This is a genomic window from Yersinia sp. SCPM-O-B-9106 (C-191) (genome assembly GCF_026183365.1).
Taxonomy (GTDB): domain Bacteria; phylum Pseudomonadota; class Gammaproteobacteria; order Enterobacterales; family Enterobacteriaceae; genus Yersinia; species Yersinia rochesterensis.
Genome location: NZ_CP110791.1, coordinates 4,370,951 through 4,385,877 on the forward strand (window position 1 = coordinate 4,370,951; position 14,927 = coordinate 4,385,877).

Below are 14,927 nucleotides of genomic sequence, written 5' to 3' on the forward strand. Positions count from 1 at the left end.
ATGCTCAGCCTGGCAACATTGGATTTGCTGCTATCGATAAGCGAAAGTGAGCTTATCGAAGAGATGGTGGTGGGGTTATTGGTATCACCGCAGTTAGCGTTATTCTTTGAAAAATTCCCGCGCATTAAACGGGCATTAATGAAGGATATCCCCGGCTGGAAGCAAAACTTACAACAGCGTATTCGGGAGGCAAAAGTCCCCGCAGGGCTGGCAAATGAGTTTGCCCTGTATCAACAGAGTCTGTTGGAGGCCAGCCCACTATTTTATGACCATCTCCCGGAGATTGTGGCGCAATTGCAACAGTGGCATTCGCCTTTCGCCACACAAGCTAAAACATTGCTACAAACTGCAGATTTAGAGAAAAACCCCCAAACCGGCGATAGTTTTCAAACTCTCTTTTTACAGCGCTGGCGCATCAGCCTGACCTTACAAACCATCACTATCCATCATCAGTTACTTGAGCAAGAGCGGGAGCAACTTTTAGCTGAGTTACAACAGCGGCTGGCGCTCAGTGGTGCTTTGGAACCGATCCTGGCGACGAATAATAGTGCAGCAGGGCGGCTTTGGGATATGAGTCAGGGCCATTTGCAGCGCGGTGATTATCAGTTATTGCTGCAATATGGCGATTTTCTGCAACAGCAGCCGGAATTACAGCAGCTTGCAGAGCAACTGGGCCGCAGCCGCAGTGCTAAAGCACAACCCACCCCCGATGCCCGCTTTGAACCTTACACCGTGATGGTGCGCCAACCTGATACCGTGCCAGAGGAAGTCAGTGGCATTCATCAGAGCAATGATATTTTGCGATTGTTGCCGACCGAGTTAGTGATGCTGGGGATGAGCGAGCTGGAATTTGAATTTTATCGCCGCTTATTGGAAAGGCGCTTGCTCACTTATCGCTTACAGGGGGATAACTGGCAGGAAAAAACTTTACAGCGCCCGGTCAGCCTTAAAAACCATGACGAACAACCTCGTGGCCCCTTTATTGTCTGTGTCGATACTTCTGGTTCGATGGGAGGATTTAACGAGCAATGCGCCAAGGCATTTTGTCTGGCTTTGCTGCGTATTGCGCTAGCGGATAATCGCCGCTGCTACATCATGCTATTCGCCACGGAAATCATTCACTACGAACTCTCATCAGCTAATGGTATTGAGCAAGCAATACGTTTTCTTAGCCAACATTTTCGTGGCGGCACCGATCTCGCGGCCTGCTTAGCCAGCACCCTCAATAAAATGGAAGAGAGAGACTGGTATGACGCGGATGCCGTGATTATTTCTGATTTCATTGCCCAGCGTTTACCCGAGGAATTGATCAGAAAAATTAAAATCCAGCAGCAAGCCCATCAACATAGGTTCCATGCCGTGGCGATGTCCGCCTATGGCAAGCCCGGTATCATGCGGATTTTCGATCATATCTGGCGCTTTGATACAGGGTTAAAAAGCCGTTTAATGCGCCGCTGGAAGCGCTAATCAATAGCTTTAGTTAAGCAACCCCGCCCCAACGTTAATCGACAGCCCTAAAATCGTCATATTAAAAATAAAGGACAATACTGACTGCAATAATACTACGCGGCGGATATCTGAAGTGCCGGTCGAGACATCCGCAGTTTGCGAAGCCACACCAATAGTGAATGAAAAATAAAGAAAATCCCAATAGGAAGGTTCAGTAACCTCTTTGGGGAAAATTAATGGCAGGACAGCATCAGATTCATCACGGGACTGATAAAATAAATGGGCGTAATGCATCGTAAAAGCAGTTGGCAATAATAACCACGATACCAATAACGTCATTCCCGTAAGCACTAAATGGAATGCTTTAGCCGACCCAGATAACTGATTCGCCGTGCTTAACTCAAACAGAATAACCAGAATACTTGCCAAACACGCCATGCTGACAATACTCAGCACCATACTGGCACTTTCATCCTGCACACGGGCGATTAATCTGATTTTTTTCGGGTCATTTCGCAATAATTGCAGCCATAAAAACAACAAATAGAGCCACGCAAATATATTCCAACTCACCATCAGACGCAGTAATACAGTGAAATGTGATGGCAACAGGAAGTAAGTGATTATTCCAGCACCAACAGATAATAGCAGCCTTGGACGAGCATGTGAGTAATGTTTAAGAGGGTGAAATCGGGCCATAACGTCAACAACCTTTGCATGTAGTGATACATATATTTATATATCACTACAGCATAGATTAATAACCCGCGATGACCGCCACCGCGGACTGGGGAAATATAATCCCCAAAATAATTGGTGTTGCAGGTAGGCAGCAAGCGAACAAATCCCGATGAGCTTACACAAGTAAGTGATTCGGATTAGTGAGTGTGGCTAACACCCCTGCAACTTCAAGTATGAAGGGGAATTACAGCAAGCCTTCTACCTTCTCGCTGACTTCTGCCCCCCACACACCGCACTGAACCTGACCAATATGTTGTTGTTGTAGCAATAACATCACTAAACGGGACTGGCCAATACCGCCGCCGATAGTCTGCGGCATTTCGCCTTGTAGCAGTGATTGGTGCCATTCCAATTTCAAACGATCTTCATCTGATGTCAGTGCCAACTGGCGTTTCAACGCTTCTGCATCTACACGGATTCCCATGGATGAAATTTCAAAAGCATCTTCCAGCACTGGGTTCCAAACAATAATATCGCCGTTCAGACCAGCAAAACCTTCCGCGCTTGGAGAGGTCCAGTCATCATAATCTGGTGCACGAACATCATGAGATTGACCATCAGCCAATTTTCCGCCAATACCAATCAAGAACACCGCACCCAACTCTTTAGCAATGGCGCGTTCGCGGCCTTTAGCATCCAGATCAGGGAATTTAGCACGCAAGCTTTCACTGTGGATAAAATGAATCTGTTCTGGCAAGAAAGGTTTTATACCAAATTCAGCACTGATCGCCGCTTCAGTTTCTTTAATCGCGGTGTAGATTTTGTTAACCGTAGATTTCAGGTAAGCCAGGTTGCGCTCGCCATCACCCATTACGCGCTCCCAATCCCACTGATCAACATACACTGAATGAATAGCACTCAGGCGATCTTCATCAGGGCGCAATGCTTTCATATGGGTGTAAATCCCTTGATCAGCACCAAAATCAAAGCGGCCTAAAGTCTTACGTTTCCATTTAGCTAATGAATGAACAACTTCAAAGGTCGCATCTGGCAAAGCTTTTACTTTTACCTGAACAGCTTTCTCGGAACCAGAAAGGTTATCTTGAGTTCCATCGCCAACACGGCTCAGGATAGGGGCTTGAACTTCAATCAGGCCCAGTTGCTGTTCTAATTGACGGGAAAAGAAAGATTTTACAAAGCTGATCTGTTGTTGTTTTTGGATAAATTGTTTTTTCATTGTCGTTTTCTCAATTCGTTGCTGTCGATTATGCAAATTGTTTGATTATGCCGTTTGGCTTGTCATCGATTAAGCAACAGAATGAGGGTTAAATTCAATATACAACAACAAATATTGCCTTTTCACTTTTAATAATTCATTTTTATAGGTCTATAATTAGATAATCGATAAAAAAACGGGGTTAATATGAGTGAAATTTATCAAATCGATAATCTCGATCGCGGCATCTTGAACGCATTAATGGAAAACGCGCGCACACCTTATGCAGAATTGGCAAAAAATTTTGGTGTCAGCCCAGGAACAATTCATGTCCGAGTGGAGAAAATGCGGCAGGCGGGGATTATCACCGCAGCCTGTGTTCACGTTAATCCAAAACAGCTGGGTTATGACGTGTGCTGCTTTATCGGCATCATTTTGAAAAGTGCCAAGGATTACCCGTCGGCACTGAAAAAACTGGAGAGTTTAGAAGAAGTTGTTGAAGCCTATTACACCACCGGTCATTACAGCATCTTTATTAAGGTCATGTGTAAATCGATAGATGCACTGCAACAGGTACTTATCAACAAGATCCAGACGATTGATGAGATCCAGTCGACAGAGACACTTATTTCCCTGCAGAACCCCATTATGCGTACCATCGTGCCCTGAGCACTAAATAACTATACCCACATTATCCACAGGTAGATCCCAGCTGATTCACAGCGTACAATACCGGTTCATTACTTCGGTTGGGTTCTTTATGGCTGACATTACCTTGATCAGTGGCAGTACGCTTGGCAGTGCTGAATACGTTGCTGAACATTTAGCTGAGAAATTAGAAGAGGCGGGTTTCTCGACAGAAACACTGCATGGCCCTGAATTAGACGAGCTGACTCTGGATGGTTTGTGGCTAATTATCACTTCCACCCATGGTGCCGGTGATCTACCAGACAATCTTCAACCTTTATTAGAACAAATCGAAGAACAGCAACCGGATCTCTCGCAGGTTCGCTTTGGTGCCGTCGGTTTGGGCAGTTCAGAATATGACACTTTCTGTGGAGCAGTCAGAAAATTGGATCAGCAATTGATCACTCAGGGAGCATTGCGTGTGGGTGATATTTTAGAAATTGACGTCATCCAACATGAAATTCCTGAGGACCCAGCAGAGATTTGGGTTAAAAATTGGATTAATTTGCTCTGATTTGCTTAAAGATCACGCGATCGAATGTGGATAAGTAAGCTTAAAAGCAGGGTATAAGCAGTACATATCCACATAACAACCTTAGTGTCTGAAAGTGCCTGTGCATAACATGCCATTTAGATCCCAGCTTATACGCAATAGGATCACCGATCATTAACAGCAAACGATCCTCCTTAATCTTATGATCTCTAATGTGAATTATCACTTATCCACAGAGGATCATGATCCTAATAAGAGATCTAATAAAGAGATCTTTAAATAAAAAGATCTTCTTTTAATTAAAGGCGATCCTAAGCTGCTTGGTCGATCGTCTAAACTTGAGTAGAATCCCCCACCCCAGGGCAAATACAGAAATTCGCATAACGGCGAGGTGCAGTACCATGTTTTATCCAGATCAATTTGACGTCATCATCATTGGTGGTGGCCATGCCGGCACAGAAGCTGCAATGGCAGCGGCACGCATGGGACGTCAGACCTTATTGCTGACGCACAATATCGACACACTGGGACAAATGTCTTGTAACCCAGCGATTGGCGGTATCGGTAAGGGGCATTTGGTAAAAGAGATCGATGCTCTGGGCGGCTTGATGGCAATGGCGACTGACCAAGCCGGTATTCAGTTTAGGATACTAAACGCCAGCAAAGGCCCTGCGGTAAGAGCAACCCGAGCGCAAGCTGACCGCGTCCTATATCGCCAGGCAGTCCGCACCGCATTGGAAAACCAGCCTAACTTGACTCTCTTCCAGCAACCTGTTGAAGATCTGATTGTTGAGAACGATCGTGTGGTCGGTGCTGTGACCCAAATGGGATTAAAATTCCGTGCTAAAGCTGTGGTATTGACCGTCGGTACTTTCTTGGACGGGAAAATTCATATTGGCCTTGAGAACTACAGCGGTGGCCGTGCTGGTGATCCCCCATCCATCTCATTGTCACAACGCTTGCGTGAATTACCGCTGCGAGTCAATCGCCTTAAAACCGGTACTCCGCCGCGTATTGATGCGCGCACCATCGATTTTAGCCAATTGGCTCCTCAGTTTGGTGATACGCCAATTCCAGTATTCTCTTTCCTGGGAAATGCCGATCAACACCCTGAGCAGATGGCATGCCATATCACCTACACCAATGAAAAAACGCATGAAGTGATCCGTAATAACCTGGATCGCAGCCCGATGTATGCCGGGATCATCGAAGGGATTGGGCCACGTTATTGCCCATCGATCGAAGACAAAGTTATGCGCTTTGCGGATCGTAATTCACATCAGATCTTCCTTGAACCTGAAGGCCTGACCAGTAATGAAATCTATCCAAACGGTATTTCTACCAGCTTGCCTTTCGATGTTCAGATGCAGATAGTTCGTTCAATGAAAGGGCTTGAAAACGCACGTATTATTCGGCCAGGTTATGCCATTGAGTATGATTTCTTTGATCCGCGAGATTTGAAACCTACTCTGGAAAGCAAATATATCCAGGGTTTATTCTTTGCCGGACAAATCAATGGCACCACCGGTTATGAAGAAGCAGCAGCTCAAGGGCTGCTTGCAGGCCTCAATGCGGGCCGTTTCGCCAATGATGATGATGGGTGGTCACCTCGTCGTGATGAAGCTTACCTTGGCGTGCTGGTGGACGATTTAAGCACCCTCGGCACCAAAGAACCGTACCGCATGTTTACCTCACGAGCGGAATATCGTCTGATGTTGCGTGAAGACAACGCGGACCTGCGCTTGACTGAAATGGGTCGTAAGTTAGGGTTGGTCGATGATGCTCGTTGGGCACACTTTAGCCAAAAAATTGAGCTAATTGAAAAAGAACGGCAGCGCCTACGAGATATTTGGGTTCATCCCCATTCTGAGAACGTAGCTGAAATCAATGCGTTGCTGAAAGCTCCATTGTCAAAAGAAGCCAATGGGGAAGAATTACTGCGCCGCCCTGAAATTGACTATCGCTTGTTAACAACTTTGCCTTTATTTGGCCCAGCATTAACGGATCCGCAAGCCGCTGATCAGGTTGAAATTCAAGTTAAATATCAAGGCTATATTGCTCGTCAGCAGGAAGAAATTGAAAAACAGCTGCGCAATGAAAATACATTGCTGCCTGCTGATTTAGATTATCGCCAAGTATCTGGTTTATCTAATGAAGTTATTGCTAAATTGAATGATCACAAACCTAACTCTATCGGTCAGGCTTCACGTATTTCAGGTATTACACCTGCGGCAATTTCCATTTTGCTGGTTTGGCTGAAAAAACAAGGTTTGCTACGTCGTAGCGCGTAACTATTCAACATTTGCCTGAGCTGTGAGAGATAAGCAGTCAGGCAGATTTAGCTTTATTTTCAGTCAGTAACGAAGTATTCAAACCACTAGCTCGGCTAGATTATTACTCCACATACTGGTTCATTACAGGCTGACAGAGATTTTTTAGTCAGAGGATATTGTTGTGTTAAAAAAATTAGATTCCCTGCTAAATGCAGCAGGTATTGCGTTACCCGATCAGCAAAAACACCAACTGATAGGCTATGTGGAACTGCTTGATAAGTGGAACAAAGCTTATAATCTGACTTCTGTGCGTGACCCAATGCAAATGTTGGTACGACATATTTTGGATAGCATTGTCGTTAACCCACATTTACAAGGTAACCGTTTTATCGATGTCGGTACGGGGCCAGGGCTTCCTGGGATACCTTTAGCCATAGTGCGCCCCGATTCACACTTCGTATTGCTCGATAGCTTGGGTAAACGCGTTCGCTTTTTGCGGCAAGTGCAACACGAATTAGGATTAAGTAATATCGAGCCGGTACAAAGCCGAGTTGAGGACTTTGCCGCAAAACCGCCATTTGATGGTGTAATAAGCCGTGCATTTGCATCCTTACAAGATATGCTGTCCTGGTGCCATCATTTGCCAGCCAAGCCAGAAGGGCGTTTTTATGCGCTAAAAGGGGTAAGGCCAGATGATGAATTAGGGATATTGCCTGAAGGAATAGTTCTCGAGTCTGTGGTGAGATTGCAGGTACCTGAGTTAGACGGTGAACGTCATTTGGTTATTCTTAAGTCAAACTAACTTTGCTATTTATCAAAAAAATGTAATAAATCCTTAATGAAAGTAGGGGGTTTATCTTATTTAGCCCTTTTAATATAGGCGAGTATTTATTCGCTAATGCTCATACGGGAAGATTATATTTCACGTATTGTTTACAAAATCATCGTCCACGAATGATAAAATTATATTGAAAGCGACCAAATAGTCACTTTGGTCATTATTTTACCGAAGAGATTATGTTTTTTATGTATCCAAACTGTTGCCGGGTTATTATCTGAAATGTCAACGGTAAGTTTTTACTAAGTAGATAAGTTGTTTGATAATGGTTTAAATTTAACATTATGATTTATAAAAGTATTTAATGGCTCTTTTCGTTAAAGACAAAGTAAAGCTCTATAGGATATAAATCAGTTTGTTTTAAGTTTTGTGATCTGTTGCACGCTTTATTGATAATAGATGGAATAGTCAGACAATTAAATACGTGCTTTATTCCGAGGGTTTCCTTGTGAAAATAGCGCGAAAGAAGAAAATTTAAATAATTGTTCACCTTTTCGCTACTTATCGATTGAATTCGTTTGAGTGGCCCGTATAATTTGCTCGTTTTTTGCTGCTTGACTCAATGGGGTAAAAGGCAGTTTTATACCTCACTCAGCATACCTTTAGTGTGGTTTGGAGAGAACAAACGTCATGCCTGTATCCCTTTACAGTGGGAAAATTGCACGAAAGTTGCTGTTGTTGCAGTTAATGACTTTTGTTGTTCTCAGTGCTGTTTTTGGTTTTAAAAGCCTGGAATGGAGTGCTTCTGCTCTGGCAGGAGGATTGGCAGCCTGGTTGCCCAGTGCCATTTTTATGTTGTTTGCTTGCCGCCATCAAGTAAAAACAGCTGCTCCAGGTCGTGTTGCGTGGTCGTTTGCCATTGGCGAAGGGTTAAAAGTTATCATGACGATAATTTTGCTGATTGTGGCATTAGGGCTGTTTAAAGCAGCATTTGCACCACTCGGTTTAACCTATTTAGCGGTGCTGATTGTGCAGATATTGGCACCGGCCGTGATAAGCGGCTACCGTACTTAACAGTTATCGTATTCGACGGTCACCGTATTTAACTAAAAAAAGGGTAAGAGGCATCATGTCTGCATCAGGAGAAATCTCTACTCCAAGGGACTACATAGGGCACCACCTGAACAACCTTCAGTTGGACCTGCGTACCTTTGAGTTGGTCAATCCCCACTCACCGGGCCCTGCAACGTTCTGGACGTTGAACATTGACTCTTTGTTCTTCTCTGTCGTGCTGGGGTTAGCTTTTCTGTTTGTGTTCCGCAAAGTTGCGGCAGGTGCCACCAGTGGCGTGCCTGGCAAATTGCAGACGGCTGTTGAGTTAATTATCGGTTTTGTCGATAACAGCGTACGGGATATGTACCACGGCAAAAGTAAAGTCATCGCGCCATTAGCCCTAACTGTGTTTGTTTGGGTTTTATTGATGAACATGATGGACTTGCTGCCAATCGATTTACTGCCTTACATCGGTGAACATGTCTTTGGGTTACCAGCGCTGCGCGTGGTACCGACTGCTGACGTAAGTATTACCTTGTCCATGGCATTGGGTGTTTTCATCCTGATCCTGTTCTATAGCATTAAAATGAAAGGTGTAGGCGGCTTCGTAAAAGAATTAACGATGCAGCCGTTCAATCACCCGATATTCATTCCAGTGAACTTAATTCTGGAAGGTGTCAGCCTGCTGTCCAAACCGGTTTCACTCGGTCTGCGACTGTTCGGCAACATGTATGCGGGTGAGTTGATCTTCATCCTGATTGCTGGCCTGTTGCCGTGGTGGTCACAGTGGATGCTCAGTTTACCTTGGGCTATCTTCCACATACTGATTATTACGTTACAAGCCTTTATCTTCATGGTTCTGACGATTGTCTATCTGTCGATGGCGTCCGAAGAGCACTGATTTTCTTATAACATTACTGCGTTTTAACTGAAATAAACTGGAGACTGTCATGGAAAACCTGAATATGGATCTGCTGTACATGGCTGCCGCTATAATGATGGGTTTAGCGGCAATCGGTGCTGCGATCGGTATCGGCATCCTGGGTGGTAAATTTTTGGAAGGCGCTGCACGTCAGCCTGACCTAATTCCTCTGCTGCGTACACAGTTCTTTATCGTCATGGGTCTGGTTGACGCCATCCCTATGATCGCTGTTGGTCTGGGTCTGTACGTGATGTTTGCTGTCGCGTAAGTAGAGTTTTCTCTACTGTGAACTACACCAAACTATTAACTTTTAAAGAGGCATTGTGCTGTGAATCTTAACGCAACAATCCTCGGCCAGGCCATCGCGTTTGTCCTGTTTGTCCTGTTCTGCATGAAGTATATATGGCCGCCGATTATGGCTGCCATCGAGAAGCGTCAAAAAGAAATTGCTGACGGTCTCTCTTCTGCAGAACGTGCCAAAAAAGATTTGGACTTAGCGCAAGCCAATGCGACCGACCAACTGAAGAAGGCCAAAGCAGAAGCACAGGTGATTATTGAGCAAGCGAGTAAACGTAAAGCTCAGATCCTTGATGAAGCTAAAGCAGAAGCTGAACAGGAACGTAACAAAATCGTGGCGCAAGCGCAGGCAGAGATCGACGCCGAACGTAAGCGTGCTCGTGAAGAGTTGCGTAAGCAAGTCGCGATGCTGGCTATAGCTGGCGCCGAGAAGATCATCGAACGTTCCGTGGATGAAGCTGCTAACAGCGACATCGTTGATAAACTGGTCGCTGAACTGTAAGGAGGGAGGGGCTGATGTCTGAATTTGTAACTGTAGCTCGCCCCTACGCCAAAGCAGCTTTTGACTTTGCTGTTGAGCACCAGGTGGTTGAACGTTGGCAAGATATGCTGGCGTTTACTGCCCAAGTGACGCGCAATGAACAAATCGCTGAATTGCTTTCCGGTGCTGTAGCACCAGAAACAATGTCTAAGACGTTTATTGCAGTCTGTGGTGATCAGCTCGATGAACCCGCACAGAACTTCATTCGAGTTATGGCGGAGAATGGCCGTTTACTGGTTCTTCCTGAGGTACTACAGCAGTTTATTCAACTGCGTGCCTCGCTGGAGTCGACCGTCGACGTTGAAGTGAGCTCTGCGAGCCCATTGAACGACGAACAGCTGGCAAAAATTGCTGCTGCGATGGAAAAACGTCTGTCACGCAAAGTTAAGCTGAATTGCAAAATCGATAAGTCCGTAATGGCCGGCGTAGTAATACGTGCAGGCGATATGGTGATAGATGGCAGCGTTCGCGGTCGTCTAGAACGCCTGGCGGACGTCTTGCAGTCTTAAGGGGACTGGAGCATATGCAACTGAATTCCACCGAAATCAGCGAACTGATCAAGCAGCGCATTGCTCAGTTCAATGTGGTGAGCGAAGCTCACAATGAAGGTACTATTGTTTCCGTCAGTGACGGGATCATTCGTGTACACGGTTTGGCCGAAGTTATGCAAGGCGAGATGATCGCACTGCCAGGCAACCGTTACGCAATCGCACTGAACCTGGAGCGCGACTCCGTAGGTGCTGTAGTTATGGGCCCGTACGCCGATCTTGCCGAAGGCATGAAGGTTAAATGTACTGGCCGTATCCTGGAAGTTCCCGTCGGTCGTGGCCTGTTGGGGCGCGTCGTCAATACTCTGGGTGAACCTATTGATGGTAAAGGTCCGGTAGAAAATGACGGCTTCTCAGCTGTTGAAGCTATCGCACCTGGCGTTATCGAACGTCAATCCGTTGATGAACCTGTTCAGACCGGCTATAAGTCTGTCGATGCCATGATTCCAATCGGTCGTGGTCAGCGTGAATTGATTATCGGTGACCGTCAGACAGGTAAAACTGCTCTGGCGATTGATGCGATCATCAACCAACGCGATTCAGGCATTAAATGTGTGTATGTTGCTATCGGCCAGAAAGCCTCTACTGTTGCAAACGTAGTGCGTAAACTGGAAGAGCATGGCGCATTGGCTAACACCATTGTGGTGGTAGCTACGGCCTCAGAATCTGCAGCATTACAATACCTGGCACCTTACTCCGGTTGTGCCATGGGTGAATATTTCCGCGACCGCGGTGAAGATGCGCTGATTATTTATGATGACCTGTCTAAACAGGCTGTTGCATATCGTCAAATCTCCTTGCTGCTCCGTCGTCCACCAGGCCGTGAAGCTTATCCTGGCGACGTATTCTACCTCCACTCCCGTTTGTTGGAGCGTGCTGCGCGTGTTAACGCCGATTACGTTGAAGCCTTTACCAAGGGTGAAGTGAAAGGCAAAACGGGTTCTTTGACCGCATTGCCAATCATTGAAACTCAAGCAGGGGACGTTTCCGCGTTCGTTCCGACCAACGTAATTTCTATTACCGATGGTCAGATCTTCCTGGAATCCAGCCTGTTTAACGCCGGTATTCGTCCTGCGGTTAACCCAGGTATCTCCGTATCCCGTGTGGGTGGTGCAGCGCAGACCAAGATCATGAAAAAACTGTCCGGTGGTATTCGTACCGCTCTGGCACAGTATCGTGAACTTGCTGCGTTCTCCCAGTTCGCATCCGATTTGGATGATGCAACACGTAAACAGCTGAGCCATGGTCAGAAAGTGACCGAGCTTCTGAAACAGAAACAATATGCACCGATGTCTGTTGCACAGCAGTCTCTGGTTCTGTTCGCAGCTGAACGTGGTTATCTGGGTGATATCGAGTTGGCGAAGGTAGGTAGCTTTGAAGCTGCGCTGTTGGCATTTGCTGACCGCGAGCACGCCGAGCTTCTGCAACAAATCAACCAAACTGGCGCGTATAACGATGAAATCGAGGCCAAGCTGAAAGGCATCCTTGATACATTTAAGGCAACCCAGTCCTGGTAACGCTATACGGCCCTGCTTTTCGTTAGGAAAGCAGGCCGTCTGGCAATGAGGAGAAGCAGAAATGGCCGGCGCAAAAGAGATACGTTCCAAGATCGCCAGCGTGCAAAACACGCAAAAGATCACCAAAGCCATGGAGATGGTCGCCGCCTCCAAAATGCGTAAATCGCAGGAACGCATGGCGGCTAGCCGTCCTTATGCAGAAACAATGCGCAGTGTGATTGGTCACCTCGCGTTAGGTAATCTGGAATATAAACATCCATACCTGGAAGAGCGCGACGTTAAGCGTGTTGGGTATCTGGTGGTTTCTACAGACCGTGGCTTGTGCGGTGGTTTGAACATTAACCTGTTCAAAAGACTGTTGTCTGAGATGAAAGGTTGGTCTGAAAAAGGCGTTGAATGTGATTTAGCGCTAATCGGGTCAAAAGCAGCTTCTTTCTTTGGTTCCGTGGGCGGCAAGATTGTTGCTCAGGTTACTGGCATGGGGGATAACCCTTCTCTGTCAGAACTTATCGGGCCAGTGAAAGTGATGTTGCAAGCCTATGATGAAGGTCGTTTGGATAAACTGTATATCGTTAATAACAAGTTTATCAATACGATGTCTCAGGAACCACGGATCATGCAGCTGTTACCTCTTCCGCCAGCGGAAGACGGTGAGCTGAAGAGGAAATCCTGGGATTACCTGTATGAACCTGATCCAAAAGCGCTGTTGGATACCCTCCTGCGTCGCTATGTGGAATCGCAAGTTTATCAGGGCGTCGTTGAAAACCTGGCTAGCGAACAGGCCGCGCGAATGGTAGCGATGAAAGCCGCCACCGATAACGGCGGTAGTCTGATCAAAGAGCTGCAGTTGGTTTACAACAAAGCTCGTCAGGCCAGCATCACTCAGGAACTCACCGAGATCGTCGGGGGAGCCTCCGCGGTTTAACCAGGTTATTACCCAAAATAGCTCAGATTGCAGAAAGGCGACAATTGAGCAAATCCCCAGGCGCTTACTTAAGTAAGCAACTTGGGTGAGAGAAAGCAGTCAACGCCCCAGCAATTTGGAATATGACGGGTAAACGTATTACGTAGAGGATTCAAGATGGCTACTGGAAAGATTATCCAGGTAATCGGCGCCGTAGTGGACGTCGAATTCCCCCAAGACGCTGTACCAAAAGTGTACAACGCCCTTGAGGTTGAAGGCGCAGCTGAGAAGCTTGTGCTGGAAGTTCAGCAACAGCTGGGCGGTGGTGTTGTTCGTTGTATCGCGATGGGCTCTTCCGATGGTCTGAGCCGCGGGTTGAAAGTTATCAACCTGGAACACCCAATTGAAGTGCCGGTGGGTAAATCAACTCTGGGCCGTATCATGAACGTATTGGGTGACCCAATCGACATGAAAGGTCCTATCGGTGAAGAAGAGCGTTGGGCAATCCACCGTGAAGCGCCTTCTTACGAAGAGCTTGCCAGCTCGCAAGACTTGTTAGAAACCGGTATCAAGGTTATGGACTTGATTTGTCCGTTCGCTAAGGGCGGTAAAGTTGGTCTGTTCGGTGGTGCGGGTGTAGGTAAAACAGTAAACATGATGGAGCTGATTCGTAACATTGCGATTGAGCACTCAGGTTATTCTGTATTTGCTGGTGTGGGTGAGCGTACTCGTGAGGGTAACGACTTCTACCACGAGATGACTGACTCCAACGTTTTGGACAAAGTATCCTTGGTTTATGGCCAGATGAATGAGCCACCAGGTAACCGTCTGCGCGTTGCACTGACCGGCCTGACCATGGCGGAGAAATTCCGTGATGAAGGTCGCGACGTATTGCTGTTCATCGATAACATCTATCGCTATACCTTGGCTGGTACGGAAGTATCCGCACTGCTGGGTCGTATGCCATCTGCGGTAGGCTATCAGCCAACACTGGCAGAAGAGATGGGCGTGTTGCAGGAACGTATTACTTCCACCAAGACGGGTTCAATCACCTCTGTTCAGGCCGTTTACGTGCCAGCGGATGACTTGACTGACCCCTCTCCAGCAACCACCTTTGCTCACTTGGATGCAACCGTCGTTCTGAGCCGTCAAATCGCCTCTCTGGGTATTTACCCGGCGGTTGACCCGCTTGACTCCACCAGCCGTCAGCTTGATCCGCTGGTTGTTGGTCAGGAGCACTACGATGTAGCGCGTGGCGTGCAGTCTATTCTGCAACGTTACCAGGAACTGAAAGATATCATCGCGATTTTGGGTATGGACGAATTGTCAGAAGATGACAAATTGGTTGTATCCCGTGCGCGTAAAATCCAGCGCTTCCTGTCTCAACCGTTCTTCGTGGCAGAAGTCTTTACCGGTTCACCGGGCAAGTTCGTATCGCTGAAAGACACCATTCGTGGTTTCAAAGGCATCATGAACGGCGACTATGACCACCTGCCGGAGCAGGCGTTCTACATGGTTGGCACCATTGAAGAAGCAGTGGAAAAAGCCAAGAAACTGTAACGCTGTTG

The 14,927-nt window shown here is 46.7% G+C and carries 15 protein-coding genes; 13 read left to right on the top strand and 2 right to left on the bottom strand.

Features of this window, described 5'->3' with window-relative positions:
• The gene (viaA, locus tag OP863_RS19720; RefSeq protein ID WP_265525736.1) at nucleotides 1-1,467 is read left to right on the top strand and encodes an ATPase RavA stimulator ViaA; all 1,467 of its coding nucleotides are present in this window, start codon (nucleotides 1-3) and stop codon (nucleotides 1,465-1,467) included.
• A gap of 9 nt (nucleotides 1,468-1,476) precedes the next feature.
• On the opposite strand, the gene OP863_RS19725 is transcribed toward viaA, so the two are convergent.
• Nucleotides 1,477-2,148: a DUF1345 domain-containing protein gene (locus OP863_RS19725; RefSeq protein WP_145589122.1), complete on the bottom strand. Its 672-nt coding sequence runs from the start codon at nucleotides 2,146-2,148 to the stop codon at nucleotides 1,477-1,479.
• Nucleotides 2,149-2,374: 226 nt separating this feature from the next.
• Nucleotides 2,375-3,367, bottom strand: a complete 993-nt coding sequence (asnA, locus tag OP863_RS19730) for an aspartate--ammonia ligase (protein WP_265525737.1) — start codon at nucleotides 3,365-3,367, stop codon at nucleotides 2,375-2,377.
• 186 nt (nucleotides 3,368-3,553) lie between these two features.
• On the opposite strand from asnA, the gene asnC reads away from it, so the two are divergent.
• The 12 genes from asnC (at nucleotide 3,554) to atpD (ending at nucleotide 14,919) form a co-directional block, all read left to right on the top strand.
• Nucleotides 3,554-4,015, top strand: a complete 462-nt coding sequence (gene asnC / locus OP863_RS19735; RefSeq protein WP_005161192.1) for a transcriptional regulator AsnC — start codon at nucleotides 3,554-3,556, stop codon at nucleotides 4,013-4,015.
• A gap of 91 nt (nucleotides 4,016-4,106) precedes the next feature.
• Entirely contained in the window at nucleotides 4,107-4,547 is a 441-nt protein-coding gene (gene mioC / locus OP863_RS19740) for an FMN-binding protein MioC (protein ID WP_038637758.1), read from the top strand.
• A 380-nt stretch (nucleotides 4,548-4,927) separates the two neighbouring features.
• Nucleotides 4,928-6,817 carry a tRNA uridine-5-carboxymethylaminomethyl(34) synthesis enzyme MnmG gene (gene mnmG / locus OP863_RS19745; protein ID WP_145592006.1) on the top strand — a complete coding sequence of 630 codons (1,890 nt, stop codon included), beginning with the start codon at nucleotides 4,928-4,930 and terminating at the stop codon, nucleotides 6,815-6,817.
• A gap of 163 nt (nucleotides 6,818-6,980) precedes the next feature.
• Nucleotides 6,981-7,601, top strand: coding sequence for a 16S rRNA (guanine(527)-N(7))-methyltransferase RsmG (gene rsmG / locus OP863_RS19750; RefSeq protein ID WP_038637752.1), 621 nt, complete (start codon nucleotides 6,981-6,983; stop codon nucleotides 7,599-7,601).
• 666 nt (nucleotides 7,602-8,267) lie between these two features.
• The gene (gene atpI / locus OP863_RS19755; RefSeq protein WP_004393047.1) at nucleotides 8,268-8,651 is read left to right on the top strand and encodes a F0F1 ATP synthase subunit I; all 384 of its coding nucleotides are present in this window, start codon (nucleotides 8,268-8,270) and stop codon (nucleotides 8,649-8,651) included.
• A 55-nt stretch (nucleotides 8,652-8,706) separates the two neighbouring features.
• Nucleotides 8,707-9,531, top strand: a complete 825-nt coding sequence (gene atpB / locus OP863_RS19760; RefSeq protein WP_005161179.1) for a F0F1 ATP synthase subunit A — start codon at nucleotides 8,707-8,709, stop codon at nucleotides 9,529-9,531.
• A 49-nt stretch (nucleotides 9,532-9,580) separates the two neighbouring features.
• Nucleotides 9,581-9,820 carry a F0F1 ATP synthase subunit C gene (atpE, locus tag OP863_RS19765; protein ID WP_004393045.1) on the top strand — a complete coding sequence of 80 codons (240 nt, stop codon included), beginning with the start codon at nucleotides 9,581-9,583 and terminating at the stop codon, nucleotides 9,818-9,820.
• Between the two features lie 60 nt (nucleotides 9,821-9,880).
• The gene (gene atpF, locus OP863_RS19770; protein ID WP_004393038.1) at nucleotides 9,881-10,351 is read left to right on the top strand and encodes a F0F1 ATP synthase subunit B; all 471 of its coding nucleotides are present in this window, start codon (nucleotides 9,881-9,883) and stop codon (nucleotides 10,349-10,351) included.
• A 14-nt stretch (nucleotides 10,352-10,365) separates the two neighbouring features.
• Nucleotides 10,366-10,899, top strand: a complete 534-nt coding sequence (atpH, locus tag OP863_RS19775; RefSeq protein WP_004393034.1) for a F0F1 ATP synthase subunit delta — start codon at nucleotides 10,366-10,368, stop codon at nucleotides 10,897-10,899.
• 14 nt (nucleotides 10,900-10,913) lie between these two features.
• A complete protein-coding gene (gene atpA / locus OP863_RS19780; protein ID WP_004393033.1) occupies nucleotides 10,914-12,455 on the top strand; it encodes a F0F1 ATP synthase subunit alpha in 1,542 nt (513 codons plus the stop codon).
• Between the two features lie 61 nt (nucleotides 12,456-12,516).
• Nucleotides 12,517-13,380 (top strand): F0F1 ATP synthase subunit gamma, encoded by an 864-nt coding sequence (atpG, locus tag OP863_RS19785; protein ID WP_038637747.1) that lies wholly within the window; start codon nucleotides 12,517-12,519, stop codon nucleotides 13,378-13,380.
• A gap of 156 nt (nucleotides 13,381-13,536) precedes the next feature.
• Nucleotides 13,537-14,919 (top strand): F0F1 ATP synthase subunit beta, encoded by a 1,383-nt coding sequence (gene atpD, locus OP863_RS19790; protein WP_032816366.1) that lies wholly within the window; start codon nucleotides 13,537-13,539, stop codon nucleotides 14,917-14,919.
• Nucleotides 14,920-14,927: the final 8 nt, after the last annotated feature.

What these genes read in the sequence shown, in the direction of transcription:
- viaA (WP_265525736.1), top strand. Translation starts at nt 1, where the DNA reads ATGCTCAGCCTGGCAACATTGGATTTGCTGCTATCGATAAGCGAAAGT.
- atpE (WP_004393045.1), top strand. Translation starts at nt 9,581, where the DNA reads ATGGAAAACCTGAATATGGATCTGCTGTACATGGCTGCCGCTATAATG.
- atpB (WP_005161179.1), top strand. Translation starts at nt 8,707, where the DNA reads ATGTCTGCATCAGGAGAAATCTCTACTCCAAGGGACTACATAGGGCAC.
- atpH (WP_004393034.1), top strand. Translation starts at nt 10,366, where the DNA reads ATGTCTGAATTTGTAACTGTAGCTCGCCCCTACGCCAAAGCAGCTTTT.
- asnA (WP_265525737.1), bottom strand. Translation starts at nt 3,367, where the DNA reads ATGAAAAAACAATTTATCCAAAAACAACAACAGATCAGCTTTGTAAAA.
- asnC (WP_005161192.1), top strand. Translation starts at nt 3,554, where the DNA reads ATGAGTGAAATTTATCAAATCGATAATCTCGATCGCGGCATCTTGAAC.
- atpA (WP_004393033.1), top strand. Translation starts at nt 10,914, where the DNA reads ATGCAACTGAATTCCACCGAAATCAGCGAACTGATCAAGCAGCGCATT.
- mnmG (WP_145592006.1), top strand. Translation starts at nt 4,928, where the DNA reads ATGTTTTATCCAGATCAATTTGACGTCATCATCATTGGTGGTGGCCAT.
- atpD (WP_032816366.1), top strand. Translation starts at nt 13,537, where the DNA reads ATGGCTACTGGAAAGATTATCCAGGTAATCGGCGCCGTAGTGGACGTC.
- atpI (WP_004393047.1), top strand. Translation starts at nt 8,268, where the DNA reads ATGCCTGTATCCCTTTACAGTGGGAAAATTGCACGAAAGTTGCTGTTG.
- atpG (WP_038637747.1), top strand. Translation starts at nt 12,517, where the DNA reads ATGGCCGGCGCAAAAGAGATACGTTCCAAGATCGCCAGCGTGCAAAAC.
- mioC (WP_038637758.1), top strand. Translation starts at nt 4,107, where the DNA reads ATGGCTGACATTACCTTGATCAGTGGCAGTACGCTTGGCAGTGCTGAA.
- OP863_RS19725 (WP_145589122.1), bottom strand. Translation starts at nt 2,148, where the DNA reads ATGGCCCGATTTCACCCTCTTAAACATTACTCACATGCTCGTCCAAGG.